The following is a 17208-nucleotide window of genomic DNA, read 5'->3' as shown; positions in this document are numbered from 1 at the left end:
AATTATTGGCGTTATTTTTGCCTATGGCAATGCAACAATGGTCGGATTAAGAAGCAAGGAGTCTACAAAATGTTCTGCAATCGTTTAAAAACAACCATAAACCTGGCTCTAGCCGCCAGTGTATCAGTGATGGCGTTCGGAGCGCGTGCGACAGTGATTACGAATGGTTATGTGTTTCCGAATGTAGCTATCACACCGACTGGCACGAGCCAGATCAATGTCGGATACGGAGGCGCTTCGGGTGAAGTGGAAGTCAATGGGGGAGCGACTGGAAACAGTTTTACCGCAATCGGCGGCAGCGGACTTCTCGTTGGTGCAAGCGCCGGATCAACGGGCGAGGTACGCATCATTGGTAATGGCATTTCGGGATCGGCCACGGCAGCCATCAATAATGGTATCGGTGCGCGAATTGGTTTTGGCGGTTCCGGCGCGCTTGAGGTTCGCCAAGGTGGCGTCCTGGAAAGCAATGCGGATATCCATCTCGGCGAGAGTTTTTCAGGCAGCGCCGGGACTTCAAATGTCACCATTGATGGCGCGGAATCGGTGCTGCGAAGCCAGACGGCAAGCGGCTCCTTCGCTGGCGGCGGCAGGATACTTGTTCCATTCGGTTCGGCGAGCAGCACATTGACCGTTTCCAATGGCGGTCTTGTTGATGCGGTCGGCAGCCAATTGAGCGAATTTGAACAGGGCGCCGTCTTCATTGGCGATTATTCTGAAGCCACGGCAACAAATGTGAACGTTACCGTGACGGGCGAGGGCTCGACAATACAAGCCCAGCACGGCATCTTTGTCGAGAATCAATTTGGCCAGGCTGTTGTCAACATCACGGATGGCGGCGCGGTGAAACAGCTTGAGCCAGGCTTCGTCTTTGATGGAAAGCAGGAACCGGGCATTATTATTGATTCGCTTGACGCCAACGGCGCGCAGGTCAATGTTAGTGGCATATCAGCGGGCGGTGTCGCATCGAGCCTTTCCGCCGTTACGGATATTGATATCGGCATCGAAGTATCCCAGGGAAAATCAACAGGCCATCTTCTAGTGGAAAATGGCGGCGAGGTGACCACCCTTACCGATATCAATATTTCCAGTAACAATACCGATCCCCACGTGACACCCGTGAGCGGGCAGGATTCCTCCCTAACGGTGCGCAATGGCGGAATGGCCACAGCGCAGAACGTGTTCGTCAATGCGGATGGCCGGCTTTCCGGCGATGGGATGATCACCGGTAATGTGATTGTCGACGGCGGCACGGTCGCGCCGGGTAATTCGCCGGGCACAATGACCATCGATGGCGATTTTATAGTCAATGACGGCACGCTTGAACTTGAGATCAATTCGCTTTTCGATAGGGATGAATTCATCGTCTCCGGCGATGTGATCTTTGGCGCAACGGCCATGATCGATTTGACTCTTGGGTTTGAGCCGGTGGACATTCTCAATATCGAGGATTTTTTCTCTGGGTTCGCTCTGTTCCAGGTTGATAACACCTTTAACCCTTTCGCCAATATTGACGTGATGTTCACAGCCGACTCGGGCATTACTGGCGGCAGTACCGTCAATATTGGCTTGGGAGGTGAAACGTTTGCTCTGACGGCGGAAGGTGGAACGGTTTTCGTGGCCGAACCAGGCACGCTTGGACTGCTCGGTTTTGGCCTAAGTGGGCTCCTGATGGCACGTCGCAGGAGAAAAGTTGTGGCTTGGAAACCGCAAGGCCATTCGTTTGAGCACGCATAAGCGCGAGGGGGCCGGCACGGCAGAAATGTCGGCCCTTTTTTGTCTCGTTCGTGTTTGGGATCGATAAAAAGTCGAACAAACCTTCAATACCCTCCCATCAGAGGCAACAGAACCCTAATCAACCTTAACTGGCGTAACAAAGCCCTCTGGCTTGATAGCAAGCACGGAGCAGTCCACCTGCTGAAGCACCGAGTCAGCCGTATTGCCGATGAAAAAACCCGGTATTCCGGTGCGCCCCACCGTCCCCATTATCAACAGATCCGTTTCCATTTGGTTGGCTATAACGGGAATCAGCTCTTTCGCCTCGCCCTTATAAAAGTGTATCCGTACTTTTTCTGGCGCTAACCCGTTTTTTGAAAGCGATTCATCCAACCACTGGCGGTGCCGTTGCTCCTCATTTCGCACCAAGTTATCAATAGTATCCGCCAGCACCGTTCTCCCCCGCAAGGTCGTTTCTCCATACAGATCCCAGATATGAAGCACATCAAGCTGAACACCGGCTAGGCGAGCGATAATTTTTCCCCACTGCATCACGGTGTCGGCAAGGGCGGTTTTTTCTTCGTCAAGGGGCAATAAATCCACCGCTATCATAATCTTGCTCACCTGGGGATGGTGAGTCGGTTTAATAACCCAAACCGGAGCAGGACACATACGCAAAAGCTGCATATCGGTGCTGCCAAACAACATGCTTCTTACGCTCGACTCGCTTTCAGCGGGCTTCATAACCAGATCGTATTTCCCTTTTAAAGCTTCACGAATGATTTCCATAAAAGCTTTTCCCTGAACAACCTTAACCGTTACTTGAACACCATGTTGTTCAAGCTCCGAGGCGATAGCCTGTAACCGCTCTGCCCGCTCTTCGGTCATAAGCTGTTGGAGTTCCGACGATGCCATCCCTACTTCCTGCCTGCTGGGCGGCGACTCCAAAACACTCAATAGCGTTACCCGCGCGCCTCTGCTTTCTGCTACCGCGGCCACTTGGGCTATCAATGCCTGCCGCTGATATTTACCATCGAGGGCTAAAAGGATATTCCTGATTTCTTTCATACTGCTTAACCCGCCTGCTAATTAATTGTTTAGTAAACCATTCTTGATATTAATTATAGACTATCCTTGACTTACTTTTGCATGGGGGCAAAATAATAAATATTGGCGGGAGGCGCTCTTAGTCATAAGCATACCCCCTATTCGCAGCTCCACAATAACTACCAGATAACCCAGACAAGGAAGAGAAATCCCGTTGAAATCCCAGCCCCCGCAACAGTTCTTGCTAGCTTCCTGGCGCTCTATCCTGGTACGAATACTACTCTTTGCCTGCCTATGGTGGATTCTGACGGACGGTGCTCCTGCTTCCTGGAGTGTAGGCGTACCCGCTATACTAATAGCAAGTTACATTAGCTTCCGCTTCTCGCGGGCAGCCCCTTTCAAACTGGATTACCTGAGCCTGTTATCCTTTATCCTCTTTTTTTGCTGGCAATCATTGCATGCTGGCATCGATGTGGCAAAACGGGTGCTTCAGCCCCGTTTACCCCTTAATCTTGGCCTGGTGGAATTCCCAACCCAATTGTCTCCAGGTACGCCGGCCCATACCTTGCTTATCAATGCGATCAACCTTTTGCCTGGCACCCTAGTGACGCGCGTCCGCCGCCATAGCCTTACCCTCCATGTCCTGGATACCCAGGCCCCAATCGCCGCCGAAGCCCAAGCCCTTGAAACACGTATTGCAGCTCTGTTTCGATTGCCGCACACTAAATAGCAGCAATCATGAGAAAATCGGGAGTAAACAACTGCCAGCTAAAGCAGGCAGCTTTCAACTACATCATGCGAAAAGTTAATTTCACAATCTGCATTGATTCGGGACGGTTTACACACGCCCCCGCCTGCGATGTTGGCCGCAGCGTTAATATCGCTGTGGCTTTCACCGCAGGTTGCGCAACGAAAAACATCCTGTTGACGGCTACCGCGTTTACCGCAACACGAGCAGGTTTTAGAGGTGTAGGCCGGATTAACGTGCTCGGTTTTGATTCCAGCACGTGTCGCCTTGTACTCGACAAATTTTTGCAATTCGCCGAACGACCATCCGTTGACCATACGATTCAAGTGCTTGTTTCTGACCTTGGTTCTCGCCCGAATGCCAGTGAGCTTTTCCAGTCGGATCGTGCCGCACTGGTGCATTTGCGCTTCGTCAACGAGAGCCTTGGACAGGAGGTGGTTCTCATGCCGTATGTGGCGCGATTCTCGGCCCGAGAGCCGCTTCAGAACACGCCGTGCACCGCGTGTTCCTTTACTTTGCAAGCTAGCGCGGACAGCCGCCCGCTTGGCTTTGTATTGTTGGCGGGATTGACCATTGTGCAGTGAGTGTGCCGTGACTAGTCGCCGCCGTATTGCGGATGCCGCAGTCAACGCCCAGCGTGTTATCGCCCGGTGGCTCGGCGTCAATATCCTCGATCACGATGTTGATATTGAATCGCCCGCGCGAACGAGTCAGCACGGCGGCGGTCGGTTTCTTAGCTTTAAGTACTCGGCGCTGGTAGTCACCCAGCACAAGCGGCACATGGATGCGTCCACCCATTACCGTCAACGAAACCGTTTCGTCAGATTCTCGAAAAGCAAATATCCGGGCATCGTAATCAACGCTAGTCGGACGAAAAGCACGAGGCTTGCCGCCATAGCGCTTAGCTCGGGTCATGGCCGCGTTTACGCGGCGAATGGCCCGGACTGCCAGGTTGGCGGAAAGACCGTGGGTTTTCCGAATGTCGGTATAGCAGGCGTGATGCAGCTTGATGTTATTCGATATGTTTTGCCGCACTGCAACCGCAAGCGCTTCGTTGCAGGCGTTCGCAAAAGACTCGCAAGTATCCGCCAATTGTTTCGCCATAGCGGGCGTTGGCTGCATTTTGCATTTTACGGTGCGCTTACTCATAGTGAAAGTTATATCACTAGCAAAGCACGGAATCAACGAATGGGCGGCTTTCCACCTCCGCCCCCTAAAGAGGGCGGTCTCCAGCCGCAATATTTATGACATCACTTAATTTAGGATTAGCGCTTATTCTCATCGTCACCATTATGATGGGCCTCATCCGGGTGCTGCGAGGACCTACGGCGGCAGACCGGATGCTCGCCGCGCAACTTTTTGGCACCACCAGCGTGGCTATTTTATTGTTATTGGCCGAGGCAATGCAGGCACCTTCCCTACAGAATGTCGCCTTAGTACTTGCCTTGCTGGCGGCTGTTGCCACCATCGCTTTCATCCGGCATATCTGGAGCGTATCACCCCCAGAGCGATGACTAATCCGGTGTCTATCAGCCAATGGTTAAGTGCGGCATTGACCGTGTCGGGAACCTTCTTCTTTATCGTGGGTACCCTCGGCTTGCTGCGGTTTCCCGATATCTACAGCCGTCTCCATGCCCTTACCAAAGCGGATAACCTGGGGCTTGGGCTTCTCATCGCTGGATTAGCGCTACAGACCGATACTTTAAGTAGCGCGCTCAAATTGATTTTGATCTGGCTATTGGTGATGGTTACTAGCGCTACTACCAGCTTTCTCATTGCCCGAACCACATTAGAGCAGGGCATTCAGCCCAAGGATAAACCATGAATTTCTGGCAGTGGGGCATCGATGGGTTGCTGGCACTTACCCTACTTTGGCTAGCCTGGCGAATGCTCACCGGCCAAGATTTGTTCCAAGCCATCGTGCTATTTGTTGCCTTTAGCTTCATCATGGCATTGGCCTGGGTGCGGCTGGCTGCCGTCGATATCGCTCTCGCCGAGGCAGCTATCGGCGCGGGCCTGTCGGGCACCGCCTTGCTGGTGACCTGGCGCCGAATGAGTAATGGCCAGCCCAGGCAAAGCAAACCGAATCCCGACCACCATGACCCCCAATAAGTCTCGATCAGCAATCACAGCCATGATAGATCCCTATAGAGCTGTGCTGCTATCCCTGCTATTAGTGCTCATGGCTATTCTGATCTGGGGAGTCATGGATCTTGCCCCCATTGCAACGGGCTTGGGGCCAATGGTCTTTGCCGCTAAGGAGCCGGGCAAGGAGCCGGGCGGGGAAATCAGTCCAGTGACGGCGGTACTGTTGCTCTTTCGCGATTACGATACCTTGCTGGAATTGGCTGTGTTACTCCTAGCCCTCGTTGGCGTATGGTCCTTCGGGGAGGCCCCTCCTCCCTCCCCGAGTTCTCCTGATCCTATCCTACTCGATTTTCTACGGCTGGTGCTTCCCCTCATGGCCCTCGCTTTCTTTTATCTGGTCTGGGCGGGGGGAAGCGCTGCTGGCGGCGCCTTCCAGGGCGGCGCCATGTTGGGCACAATAGGGGCACTCTTTCGACTCTCCAATCTTTCTGGGATTCCTCTCCCCCCGGAAATCTGGCTACGCCTTGCCGCGGCGCTAGGCATCGCCATTTTTCTCACCGCAGCCATGATTCCCCTTGTGGGCGGGGATCTGCTGTTGGCGGTTTCTCCCCAGTGGATGAAAACCAAGATTCTATGGCTGGAGTTTCCTGCCGCTCTTTCCATTGGGGTAATCCTGGCTGCCCTTTTTGCGGGTGGCCAGCCTCACCGGCATACCAACAAGCAGCCATGATATTCACGCCCGCTTTACTTTATATCCTGACAGGAATTGGATTATTCATCCTGGGCCTCTACGCCCTGTTCGTCCATTCCCATCTGCTGCGTAAAATTCTGGCTCTCAACATCATGGCTAGCGGGGTTTTTTTAGTCTATGTAGCCGCGGCTTACCGCAGCCCGGAAGGGATTTCCGATCCGGTCCCTCAAGCTATGGTACTGACGGGGATTGTGGTAGCCTCGGCTTCCATGCTGCTCGGACTGGCCCTCGCGGCTCGAGTCAAGGGAAAAACGGGGCGCACGGAACTGGATGATAATTCGCCCTCAGAATAAACCCTTAAAAGGACTGTTTCATCCTAGGAATTCATGGCAATCTTCAACCACAGCGCCCCATGGCTCATGGTGCTGCCCCTAACGGGGGCACTCCTGACCTTCATCCTGTATCGCTACCAAAATCTTATCGGCCTCATGACCGCCATAGGAATACTATGGGCAGTGATCGCGCTCACGCAACAAGTGCTCACAGAGGGCCCCCAGCGTTATTCTATCGGGGGTTGGGGCGCGCCCCTCGGGATTGATCTCTATGCGGACGGCCTCAGTACGCTTATGCTCCTGCTGACAGCCGCGGTAGGATTTTTTGTTAGTTTTTATGGCATGGGCTACGCTGGGTTTCGCCAACGCAACCATGGCTCCGATTATTTTTGGCCCCTATGGCTCTTCTTGTGGGCCGCCTTAAACGGCCTTTTCCTTACCGCCGATATCTTTAATGCCTATGTTACCCTAGAATTAATTGGGCTAGCTTCCGTGGCGCTGGTGGGGCTTTCAGGCCAGGCGCCGGCCTTAAATGCCGCTATGCGTTATCTGCTGGTAGGATTGCTAGGCTCTCTATTTTATCTGCTGGGTGTCGGCTTGTTGTATGCTGGCTACCACACCGTTGATATGGCATCCTTGGGTCAAGCAGTCCAGGCCGGACCCTTGCCAAGGGCAGCGCTTACCTTGATGGGGGTGGGGCTGCTCTTAAAAACCGCCCTTTTCCCCCTCCATTTTTGGCTGCCTCCAGCCCATGCCAATGCGCCTACACCGGTCAGCAGCGCCCTCTCGGCGTTGGTAGTCAAGGCGCCCTTTTATCTCTTGCTGCGACTATGGTTTACTGTTTTTCCCGATAGCACCACTGGAGCGGCGGCTAACCTGCTAGGGCTACTGGGCGCCTTTGCCATTCTCTGGGGTTCCATTCAGGCTTTACAGACCCCGCGTCTCAAACTCCTGGTGGCATATTCCACCGTGGCCCAGTTGGGCTATCTGTTTCTGGTTTTTCCTTTGACCCAAAATAGCATGGCGGCATCCACCGCTTGGAGCGGCGCGCTTTATTACACCCTCGCCCACGGCCTGGCGAAAGGAAGCATGTTTTTGGCCGCTGGCACCCTATTGTACGCCTTGCAACAGGATCGCATTCAAGCCTTAAACGGGATCAGCCGGCGTTTGCCCGTCACCGTCTTTGCCTTTGGACTGGCGGGGGTTAGCCTCATGGGATTGCCACCGAGCGCGGGTTTTCTCGCCAAGTGGTCTTTGCTTACCGCCGCCATCGCCAATGGCCAGTGGGGGTGGGCAATCATTATTGTACTGGGTGGTTTGCTCGCCGCTGGCTACGTTTTCCGGGTATTGTCCTACGTTTTCATGCAAGCCCCAAGCAAAGCCCATTACCGTCCCGTTCCCTGGTTGATGGAGTGGCCGGCGCTCCTGCTCGCCCTGATGGCCATCTGCCTTGGTTTTATCACCCAAACACCCCTGACTCTCATTGAGATCGGCGCCCCTATGTCTTACCAATATTTGCTGCCATGAATTGGAGCTTCTGGCTGCCACTGCTTATCCTATTGAGTTCTTTGGGAGCCGGAATTGTGATCTTTTTTCTCCCCCAACGTGCCTATAGGACCCGTACTACCCTCAATATGACAGCGGCGACTATCAAGTTGCTGCTCGTGGCGGCTTTAGTCTGGGGTGTTTTCCACCACCAAAGCTACGAGACCCGGCTGCCTCTACTACCGGAGATGGATTTGTTGCTCCGGGCAGATACCCTATCGGTGTTATTCATTACCCTCTCTTCGATTTTGTGGTTTTTTACTACGCTTTATGCCATAGGTTATTTGGAAGCCTCCCCCCATCGAAGTCGCTTTTTCGGCTTTTTCAGTCTGTGCGTAAGCGCCACGGTAGGAATTGCCCTTGCCGGTAACCTGATAACCTTTTTTATCTTTTACGAAATGCTAACCCTCTCCACTTATCCCCTAGTAACTCACCGAGGGACAAAGAAGTCCTTGCGCGCGGGCAAAATTTATCTGGGCTATACTTTAATGGGGGGTGTGCTGCTGCTAACGGGCATGGCCTGGCTGCAAACGCTGGCGGGACCGCTTAGCTTCACCGAGGGAGGACTACTGGCCGAGGCTCCTCCCATCGATCCCCAAACCTTGACCATCATCTTTACACTGCTCATCGCCGGTGTAGGCGTCAAAGCTGCCCTTGTACCTTTGCATGGTTGGCTCCCCCAAGCCATGGTAGCGCCGGCACCCGTCAGCGCCCTCTTGCACGCGGTCGCGGTGGTCAAAGCAGGCGCTTTCGGTATCGTCCGAATCGTGGACAACGTATTTGGGGTCGAATTTGTTGCCAAGTTAGGCGTGGCCGCACCCCTGGCTTGGCTGGCTTCCTTTACGATTATTTACGGCTCGGTACGGGCCCTGTTTCAAGATGATCTCAAACGCCGACTGGCCTATTCCACTATCAGTCAAGTCTCTTATATTGCCTTGGGCATCGCCCTTTTAAATCCAGTTGCCACCATTGGGGCCATGGCCCATCTGGTACATCAGGGGCTCATGAAGATCACCTTGTTTTTTTGTGCCGGCAATTTAGCCGAAACTCTCGGCATCCACCGTATTAGCGAGATGGCTGGCGTGGGACGGCGCATGCCCTGGACCATGACCGCTTTTACCCTAGGCGCCCTAGGAATGATTGGCGTCCCGCCCCTAGCGGGCTTTATCAGTAAATGGTACCTGGGAAGTGGCTCTGTCTTGGCGGGGGCAGAATGGGTGTTAGGGATACTGGCTCTTAGCAGTGTATTGAATGCCGCCTATTTTCTACCCATTCTTTATAGGGCCTGGTTCAGTCCCCAGAAAAATCCTTGGCCCGAGGAAACATCCCGTGGCCGCTTAGAGACTCACTGGATGCTACTCCTGCCGCCCCTCATCACCGCGGCCATGGCTCTAGGCGCTGGTCTTCTGGCCCATGCGCCCTTCAGCCCCGCCGAATGGGCCCGCCTTATTGCCGTCCGGGAATACCCCTCCCCCTGATGAGTCTAGTGCTGCCCCTCATCCTGCTTCTGCCCCTAGGCTTGATCTTGGCCTGGTCAATACCCGCTTTGCGTCCGCTTATCACCCTGCTTACTCCTTGGGCCGCTCTGCCGGCGTTAGTAGCCAGCTACTGGCTGCCAGTGGGCACTGAAATTCAGATTCCGTGGCTACTTTTGGGGACACGCTTGGGTCTAGATTCTACCGGCGCTCTCTTTCTTTCTCTTACTGCCTTGCTGTGGTGGCTGGCCGGCCTTTATGGCCTTTGCTACCAGGTCAAAGATCCTCACCGGGAGCGGTTCTTTTTCTTCTATCTCCTCGCCATGACCGGCAATCTAGGGCTGATCCTGGCCCAGGATATGATGAGCTTTCTGTTCTTCTTCGCTTTGATGAGCATAGCCGCCTACGGTTTAATCGTCCATTCAGGGAGCGAAGAAGCAAGACGGGCCGGACATGTTTATCTAACCCTGGTTATCATCGGCGAAGCCTGTTTGCTCTCCGCCCTTATATTATTGGCTGTCAAAACAGGCACCGTAGAGATGAGTCACTCCTCCCCCGCAACCTACGGTCCGGTGGTTTTAACCCTGTTATTGATAGGTTTCGGCATTAAATTGGGACTCCTGCCTCTACATTTCTCCCTGCCCCTGGCCTACGGGGCGACCCCCGTGCCAGGGGGTGCGGTCTTAGGGGGGGCCATGATTAATGCCGGACTGCTCGGCTGGCTACGATTCTTGCCCTTGGGAGAAATGGCCCTTCCTCAGTGGGGCAATGGATTGATGATAGCCGGCTTTGCCGCTGCTTTCTATGGCGTGCTGGTGGGCCTAACCCAGCGGGAGCCCAAAATTCTTCTGGCCTATTCCAGTATTAGCCAAATGGGACTAATGACCTTCGGAGTCGGTGTTAGTTTAGGGGCACCCGCCCACTGGCCTCTGGTACTCACCGTCCTGACCCTCTTTGCTCTTCACCACGCTCTGGCTAAGAGCGCGTTGTTCCTGGCCGTAGGACTGACCCACCATAGCGGCGGGATTTTAGTACGCCTGACCCTCTTATTGCCGGCGCTTGCCCTCGCGGGCGCTCCTTTTACCAGCGGGATCATTGCTAAAACAGCCTTAAAATCCCTAAGTCCTTTAACTGCTCCGCCGTGGAGTGATGGGTTGCCTGGCCTTTTGTTTGCCTCCAGTCTGGGAACAACTTTGCTCATGGCGCGATTTATTAACCTCACCTGGCCTAAAGGCTTAGGGGGCCGCCTACCTCCAGGAATGTGGCTACCTGCCATAGGGCTTCTATTGGCCGTTAACTTTGCCACCTGGCTTTGGCCTGCCGCCGAGCAAGCCGCCGCGTCTTCCCTCACCTCGGCTGCTATCAAAAGCGGAGGGTGGGGCATTCTCCTGGGCGTCGCGCTCTTTATATTAGGAAGTTTACTGTGCCACCGGCTTGGGGTGAGTTGGTTTATTCCGAGCGGCGATATTTTGGTTCTGATCGAGCGATGGTTAAGCTTTATCGCCCGCGGGTGGAATAAGGTAATTCATCCAATCTTTCGCCTTCAGCCTCAAATCTTGACTCTACCCCAGCGGTTATCTGGACAATGGGATCTCCCCACGGCCTCAGCCTATCTGGAAACAGTCTTGCGGCGTTGGAAGAACTTTGGCCTCCTATTCTTGATGATTGCCCTCCTATTATTCGGCTCCCTCATAATTTAACGTACTCGGGAATAGGCTACTCAACGAACAATAGCAGTAGGGCCATTACTAGCATGCCAATATCTTCCGTTAAGGTTACGGTTGAGAGAGGAACCGAAAGCACGCTGCCCATACAGGGACAATTGATATCAAGTCCCTGCCGCAACGCTATTACGACGCCAATCGCACCAAAGCTAAAAACCCCCACGGTAGCCCAGTAGGTAAGCTCCGGCGCAATGAAATTAAGGTACATAATGGCAAGGGCCAGCTCAATAAAAGGATAAACATAGCCGTAGGTTCTGACCCGCTTGGCCAGCAAATCGTACATCACAAATCCGTCCTGAAAGCCGTTTAAATTAAAAATCTTCAATAGCGCGAATACCAACAAGAATACGCCCATATAAGCATGCATAAAGGTACGCATATCAACACTGGCGAAACCATCCGCGATTGCCCATGCCGCCAGTGCGGAGCCGCCCACTAGGGAGATCAAGGGCCAGTAATCCGCCAGCGTCTCGCCTCGCCCCCCATCCCGTACTTTTGCATCATTGCTTGATAATGCCCTACTCATAATCTCTTTATCCCCCTATCCCAATTTGAAGAAGAGTAGGGCCAATTGTGTACGACTACTCAACCAACCCTGTGAAACCTATCCAATCCTAATAATTAAAACATAGTTCAAAATACAACTGTGTTCAAAAATATGGTGGTTTTCAGCCTTTCTCAAGAATTACCGTGGGTGATTTAAGCCAGTGTACTGGCTTAAACCTCATACAAGCTATTGATTTTTATTTGTATAAACAAATTGGCATTGATGCTGCACGGGTTATGGGCATGTCCTAATTAACATCCATGGTAAGTTATTATGAACGAGCTTGTCGTTATTGCCCTACGAAAGCCTTATACTTTCGTTGTTCTTTCCATTCTTATTGTGATACTCGGATTTCAGTCGGTGCGCAACGCAGCGACCGATATCTTCCCGAGTATCAGAATCCCCGTCACCTCGGTGGTCTGGGCCTACGATGGCATGCTGCCGCAAGACATAGAAGGGCGGATCACCTATATGTTCGAGCGGTTTTTGACCTCGACGGTCGAAGGCATCAAGTATATCCACAGCCATTCCTATTTTGGCAGCAGTATCATCAATATATTTTTGCAAGAACACGGCGTCGACCCTGCCCAAGCCGAAGCCGACATCACGGCGATTGCCCAAACGGTGGTCAATTTCTTACCACCGGATATTGCTCCTCCCATGATCATGAAGCTTGCACCCTCGTCAGTGCCGGTGGCCACTCTGCAGGTAACCTCCGATGACCTGACACCGGGGGAACTGTACAACCTTTCCATCATGCGCATCCGCCCTCTGCTAGTCACTGTAGAGGGAGCGATTCTGCCCCATCCCTATGGCGGGCAGGACATGCAGATTGGAATCATGATTGACCGGGAAAAATTGTTGGCACGTCACCTCACCCCCGAGGAAGTCCACGAAGCGGTCAACCGGCAAAATCTGGTGCTGCCGGGAGGAGACATGAAAATCTACTCCTACGATTGGGTCGTTTTGACCAACTCCTCCGTGCTGAAGGTCGAGGATTACGAAAATATTCCTATCAAAAGAGAGGGCAATAATTACATTTATCTGCGCGATGTCGCCGATGTTAACCTCATGGGCCGAGTGATAAAGAACCCGGTGCTGGTGGAAGGCAAGCAAGCAGTCATGATTGTGGTCATGAAAAGCAGCGAGGCCTCAACCCTGGAGGTGGTGGAGGGGGTCAAGTCAATGATCCCGCGGATTGAAAAGGTCGTGCCCGAAAGCGTGAAGCTCAAGGTCGTCAACGATGCTTCCGGCTTCGTGGAGCATTCGATCGAGGAGGTGGTGCATGAAATTCTCATCGCCGCGGCCTTGGTCGGCCTGATCGTGCTGCTACTGCTTGGTTCCTGGCGACCCACGGCAATCATCATCACCACCATCCCCTTATCCATTCTGTGCTCGCTAATTGCCCTGCACGCCTCTGAAGAGACGATCAACGTCATGACTCTGGGCGGGTTGGCCCTAGCGGTGGGGGTACTGGTGGATAACGCAACCGTGGTAATAGAAAATATTGATACCCATATCCATATGGGCAAGCCCTTGGAGACCGCTATCCTCGATGGCTCCAGGCAGATCCTTCTACCCACCTTTGTCGCCACGTTGGGCATCTCGATCGTCTGGTTCCCCTTGTTCGGACTTAGCGGGGTATCCGGCTTCCTGTTCGGGCCCATGGCAAAAGCCATCATTTTCGCCATGATCGCTTCATTTTTCCTGTCCTATACTTTGCTGCCGACGATGGCGAAATACATTCTGCACGATCCCAACGCCCCCAGCGACCATCCCCATCCTGATCATCCGGAAATCGACCGCTCCGCCCAGAAAACCTACGAACTGACCGAGCGGGAGTCGGAAGAGGAAGCCATGCATAATGTTGGAGGCACCCATTTTGCCGTGCCCGTGCCGGAGGAAAAGAAAAAACCAAGCAACATCTTCAGCCGTTTCCAGCAAGGCTTCGAACGCGGGTTCAATCGCTTTCGCGATAGCTATGGCGGCGTGCTTGAACGGTCGGTTGACCGCCGCGGTTTAACCGTCATCGTCATGTTGATCATAGCCCTGTTGTCCTGGAGCCTGTTCTATTTCAACGGCCGCAACTTTTTCCCCGAAATTAAATCCGATATCATGCAAATGCATATGCGGGCACCTCTCGGCACACGTATCGAGGTCGCAAGCCGCATCGCCTCCCTGGTGGAGCATGACATCAGGCGGCTGCTGCCCGGACAGGTGGAAGATGTCATCAACAATTGCGGCCTACCAGTCGGTCCCCATAACCTGGCCTTCATTCCAACCCCAACCATCGGCTCCCAGGATTGCGATATCACCATCACTTTGAAAAATAAGGAATCGCCGGTCTGGGATTACCGGGAAACCCTGCGCAAGGGCTTGAGAGAACGCTACCCAGGCACTGATTTTACCTTCCAGCCTTCTGACTTGACCGCAAAGATTCTCAATTTTGGCTCTCCGGCCCCTATCGATGTGCAGATCAACGGTCCCGATCCGGTTGATAATTTCGTGTTCGCCCGTAAATTGCGCGGCCAGTTAAGCAAGATTCCAGGCGCCAGGGATGTGGTCATCCAGCAGACTATGAATACGCCGACTCTTTTGGTCGAATCCGATCGGCCCTTCGGTCTGGGCGTCGATATCAACCAGAAGACCTTTGGCCACAATATGCTAGTAGCAACCGCTGGCAGCTATCAGATCGATTTGAACTTCTGGCTGGATCGAGCCACCGGCATGACCTACCCCATTAATGTCCGCATCCCCCAGCCACAACTCAAAACGGTTGATCAATTGCTGACGGTGCCCATTCAAAGCAACGAAGGCGGCGAGGGTTCAAGCAACAAACTGCAATTGCTCGGCAATGTCGGCACGGTAACCCCCATCGGCACCCCAGGGGTTGTTACCCATGCCGACATCATGCCGCTATTCGATATTTATGTCTCTCCAGAAGGACGGGATCTGGGCGCAATACTCAAAGATGTCAGGCACGTCGTCCATGAGATGAAAGACGAGCTGCCCCACAGCGCGGTAGTGGAAATTCACGGCCAGGCCAGCCTCATGGAGGGCGCCTACGTGGAGATGATCGTCGGTCTTATCGCCGCAATCGCGCTGATTTATTTGCTGATTGTCGTTAACTTTCAGTCCTGGGTCGACCCTTTCATCATCATCACGGCCTTACCTGGCGCCTTGGCGGGCATCGCCTGGATGTTGTTCCTCACCCATACCAATATTTCCATACCCGCCCTGACCGGCGCCGTCATGACCATGGGAACGGCCACCGCCAACTCGATCCTGGTGGTCGCCTATGCCCGAGAGCGTATCGAAATGCACGGCGAAGCATTGAAGGCGGCGGTCGAAGCCGGGATTGCCCGCTTCCGTCCGGTACTGATGACCGCCTCGGCCATGATTGTCGGCATGATACCGATGTCGCTCGGCAATTCCCAAAACGCGCCACTTGGACGTGCCGTCATAGGCGGTCTGGTAGTGGCCACCATATTTACCTTGATTTTCGTGCCGTGCGTGTACGCCATCATCTACAACCGGCGTCAGCAGCGGACCGTTGCTCAACTGGAGAGTAATTCATGAACGAGAACTTGCATCGTAAAAAATCATGGCGCGGAAGCGCCCTGCTGATCGTCGTCATCGTGGTTATTGTCGTGCTTTATTTAGGCTACCGGGCTTACGAAAGCAAACACAACGCCACTGCAGTACGGGAAGAAACCCTGGAAAGGGCTATTCCAGCGGTAACGGTCCTATATCCCCAGGAGTTGGAGGCAAACCAGACCATTGACCTTCCCGGGAATTTTGTGGCCTGGCACCAAGCGCCCATCTACGCCCGGATATCGGGCTATGTGGACATGTGGTACTCGGACTACGGCGCCAAGGTGAAAAAAGGCGACCTTCTCGCTGAACTCAACACGCCGATGGTTAACGCTGAGTATAGAATGGCCGAAGCGGAAGTGAAGGCTAAAGAGGCCGAATATAAACTTGCCGTCGTAACCAAGGGCCGCTGGGTTAATCTGGGTGATACCAAAGCGGTTTCCACCCAATCGGTCTCGGTGAAAACGGCCAATGAAAGAGTCAAAAATGCAGAGCTCAACCGAGCGAAACAGGAACTCAAAAACATCGAAGCGAAGAGAAGCTTCAGGCACATCCTTGCCCCCTTCGATGGAGTGGTGATAGAGCGTAACGTTAACGTCGGCGATTATGTCAACGAGACCGGCAGCCTTAGCCTGAAAGGAGAAGAGCAAGCCAACATGTTCACCGTGGCCGACACCAGCAAGATGCGTCTTTTTGTCAGCGTGCCGGAATCATTCGGACCCTTTCTTAAGCCCGGCCTGACAGCCGATGTCACCGTACCCCAGTTTCCCAAGCGCCATTTCACAGCCAATTTCCTAACGGTGGCTGGGGGTTTTGACGTGAGCACGCGGACCGCGGTAACCGAATTTATCATCGAAAACGAGGACGGGGTGCTCTGGCCTGGCTCCTACGCCTCAGTCCGGATTACGGCGCCGGTTGAGCGCGGCGCGGTTTCCATTCCGACCACTTCCTTGGTGTTTGAGGAAGAGGGGGCGACGGCGGCCATCGTAACCGCAGACAACCGTATTCACTTCAAGCCGATTGAAGTGAGAAGAATTCGCGCCAGGACTCTGGAAGTGGCGGGTATCTCCACAACTGATCGCCTTGTGGACAACCCTAGTGCCGCCTTGCTCGAGGGAGACGAGGTGCGCATCATTGATAAGCCGGCGAAAGGGTATATAAAATCACCCTATGAAACGACCGATTCTGATTTACCGACCCAGAAAACGGCCAGTAAAACATCTTCCCCCGAGACTGGTGCACAACCCCCTCAAGAGGCGGCAGGCAAGCAAGACACCGATAACCGCACGCTGCCTTATAAAGTAGGCCCCTATCAATTCGATGTCGCCCTGAAGCCTAACAAACCAGTGGTAGGCAAAAATATATTGGTGATTTACCTTCGAGATCAGCAAGGACGACCTATCCAAAACGCTGCAATTGAAGCGGTTGCTAAAATAACGACGGAGGACTCCCAAAAACCAACAGAGATTCCAGCCGAGGTGAGGGAGGTGAAACCCGGTATTTACGGTGGATCGCTTGACTTACCTAAAGCAGGCGATTGGTCGTTAACGCTCTGGTTCGAAACGGCCGGCACACCGAAGCAGAAGGCAGTGCTCGATATGACCTCTGGCCGTCACGGCGAGCTGGCTATGAGAGACAATCCTTAGCCTCCTCATCCGTTTCCCACTAAGGACGATGAGCGAGCTCATCGTCCTTAGTGGGAAT

The 17208-nt window shown here is 53.6% G+C and carries 16 protein-coding genes; 12 read left to right on the top strand and 4 right to left on the bottom strand.

What is annotated here, in order from left to right:
* The first annotated feature begins 69 nt into the window (after positions 1 to 69).
* On the top strand, positions 70 to 1734 hold the full coding sequence (locus NWAT_RS05805) for a PEP-CTERM sorting domain-containing protein (protein WP_013220212.1): 1665 nt from the start codon (positions 70 to 72) through the stop codon (positions 1732 to 1734).
* A gap of 114 nt (positions 1735 to 1848) precedes the next feature.
* Here the strand turns inward: NWAT_RS05805 and NWAT_RS05800 are convergent, their stop codons facing one another.
* The gene (locus NWAT_RS05800) at positions 1849 to 2781 is read right to left on the bottom strand and encodes a universal stress protein (protein WP_013220211.1); all 933 of its coding nucleotides are present in this window, start codon (positions 2779 to 2781) and stop codon (positions 1849 to 1851) included.
* A 193-nt stretch (positions 2782 to 2974) separates the two neighbouring features.
* On the opposite strand from NWAT_RS05800, the gene NWAT_RS05795 reads away from it, so the two are divergent.
* On the top strand, positions 2975 to 3490 hold the full coding sequence (locus tag NWAT_RS05795; protein WP_013220210.1) for a Na+/H+ antiporter subunit E: 516 nt from the start codon (positions 2975 to 2977) through the stop codon (positions 3488 to 3490).
* A 38-nt stretch (positions 3491 to 3528) separates the two neighbouring features.
* On the opposite strand, the gene NWAT_RS17975 is transcribed toward NWAT_RS05795, so the two are convergent.
* Both NWAT_RS17975 and NWAT_RS16005 read right to left on the bottom strand, forming a co-directional pair.
* A complete protein-coding gene (locus tag NWAT_RS17975; RefSeq protein ID WP_083781426.1) occupies positions 3529 to 4029 on the bottom strand; it encodes an RNA-guided endonuclease TnpB family protein in 501 nt (166 codons plus the stop codon).
* Position 4030: 1 nt separating this feature from the next.
* Positions 4031 to 4612: a hypothetical protein gene (locus tag NWAT_RS16005; protein WP_157679816.1), complete on the bottom strand. Its 582-nt coding sequence runs from the start codon at positions 4610 to 4612 to the stop codon at positions 4031 to 4033.
* Positions 4613 to 4752: 140 nt separating this feature from the next.
* On the opposite strand from NWAT_RS16005, the gene NWAT_RS05785 reads away from it, so the two are divergent.
* Genes NWAT_RS05785 through NWAT_RS05750 form a run of 8 tightly spaced genes read left to right on the top strand, consistent with a single transcriptional unit; the run spans position 4753 to position 11339 of the window.
* Positions 4753 to 5022 (top strand): monovalent cation/H+ antiporter complex subunit F, encoded by a 270-nt coding sequence (locus NWAT_RS05785; protein ID WP_013220209.1) that lies wholly within the window; start codon positions 4753 to 4755, stop codon positions 5020 to 5022.
* The gene (gene mnhG / locus NWAT_RS05780; protein ID WP_013220208.1) at positions 5019 to 5333 is read left to right on the top strand and encodes a monovalent cation/H(+) antiporter subunit G; all 315 of its coding nucleotides are present in this window, start codon (positions 5019 to 5021) and stop codon (positions 5331 to 5333) included. Before NWAT_RS05785 ends, mnhG begins: the two co-directional genes overlap by 4 nt.
* The gene (locus NWAT_RS05775) at positions 5330 to 5620 is read left to right on the top strand and encodes a Na(+)/H(+) antiporter subunit B (RefSeq protein ID WP_013220207.1); all 291 of its coding nucleotides are present in this window, start codon (positions 5330 to 5332) and stop codon (positions 5618 to 5620) included. Before mnhG ends, NWAT_RS05775 begins: the two co-directional genes overlap by 4 nt.
* Positions 5621 to 5642: 22 nt before the next feature.
* Complete coding sequence (locus tag NWAT_RS05770; RefSeq protein ID WP_013220206.1) at positions 5643 to 6326, top strand: MnhB domain-containing protein; 684 nt, start codon at positions 5643 to 5645, stop codon at positions 6324 to 6326.
* The gene (locus NWAT_RS05765; protein WP_013220205.1) at positions 6323 to 6640 is read left to right on the top strand and encodes a sodium:proton antiporter; all 318 of its coding nucleotides are present in this window, start codon (positions 6323 to 6325) and stop codon (positions 6638 to 6640) included. The genes NWAT_RS05770 and NWAT_RS05765 overlap by 4 nt, the downstream gene beginning before the upstream one ends.
* 33 nt (positions 6641 to 6673) lie before the next feature.
* Entirely contained in the window at positions 6674 to 8146 is a 1473-nt protein-coding gene (locus NWAT_RS05760) for a complex I subunit 5 family protein (protein WP_013220204.1), read from the top strand.
* Positions 8143 to 9642, top strand: a complete 1500-nt coding sequence (locus tag NWAT_RS05755; RefSeq protein ID WP_013220203.1) for a complex I subunit 5 family protein — start codon at positions 8143 to 8145, stop codon at positions 9640 to 9642. The genes NWAT_RS05760 and NWAT_RS05755 overlap by 4 nt, the downstream gene beginning before the upstream one ends.
* Positions 9642 to 11339 carry a complex I subunit 5 family protein gene (locus NWAT_RS05750; protein ID WP_013220202.1) on the top strand — a complete coding sequence of 566 codons (1698 nt, stop codon included), beginning with the start codon at positions 9642 to 9644 and terminating at the stop codon, positions 11337 to 11339. The genes NWAT_RS05755 and NWAT_RS05750 overlap by 1 nt, the downstream gene beginning before the upstream one ends.
* A 16-nt stretch (positions 11340 to 11355) precedes the next feature.
* Here NWAT_RS05750 and NWAT_RS05745 read toward each other — a convergent pair whose 3' ends face one another.
* On the bottom strand, positions 11356 to 11889 hold the full coding sequence (locus NWAT_RS05745) for a MauE/DoxX family redox-associated membrane protein (protein ID WP_013220201.1): 534 nt from the start codon (positions 11887 to 11889) through the stop codon (positions 11356 to 11358).
* A gap of 294 nt (positions 11890 to 12183) precedes the next feature.
* Here NWAT_RS05745 and NWAT_RS05740 point away from each other — a divergent pair, with 294 nt between their 5' ends.
* Complete coding sequence (locus NWAT_RS05740) at positions 12184 to 15489, top strand: efflux RND transporter permease subunit (protein ID WP_013220200.1); 3306 nt, start codon at positions 12184 to 12186, stop codon at positions 15487 to 15489.
* The gene (locus tag NWAT_RS05735; protein WP_013220199.1) at positions 15486 to 17150 is read left to right on the top strand and encodes an efflux RND transporter periplasmic adaptor subunit; all 1665 of its coding nucleotides are present in this window, start codon (positions 15486 to 15488) and stop codon (positions 17148 to 17150) included. The genes NWAT_RS05740 and NWAT_RS05735 overlap by 4 nt, the downstream gene beginning before the upstream one ends.
* Positions 17151 to 17208: the final 58 nt, after the last annotated feature.

This window comes from Nitrosococcus watsonii C-113 (assembly GCF_000143085.1).
Taxonomy (GTDB): Bacteria; Pseudomonadota; Gammaproteobacteria; order Nitrosococcales; family Nitrosococcaceae; genus Nitrosococcus; species Nitrosococcus watsonii.
This window is presented reverse-complemented; position numbering and strand designations above follow the sequence as displayed.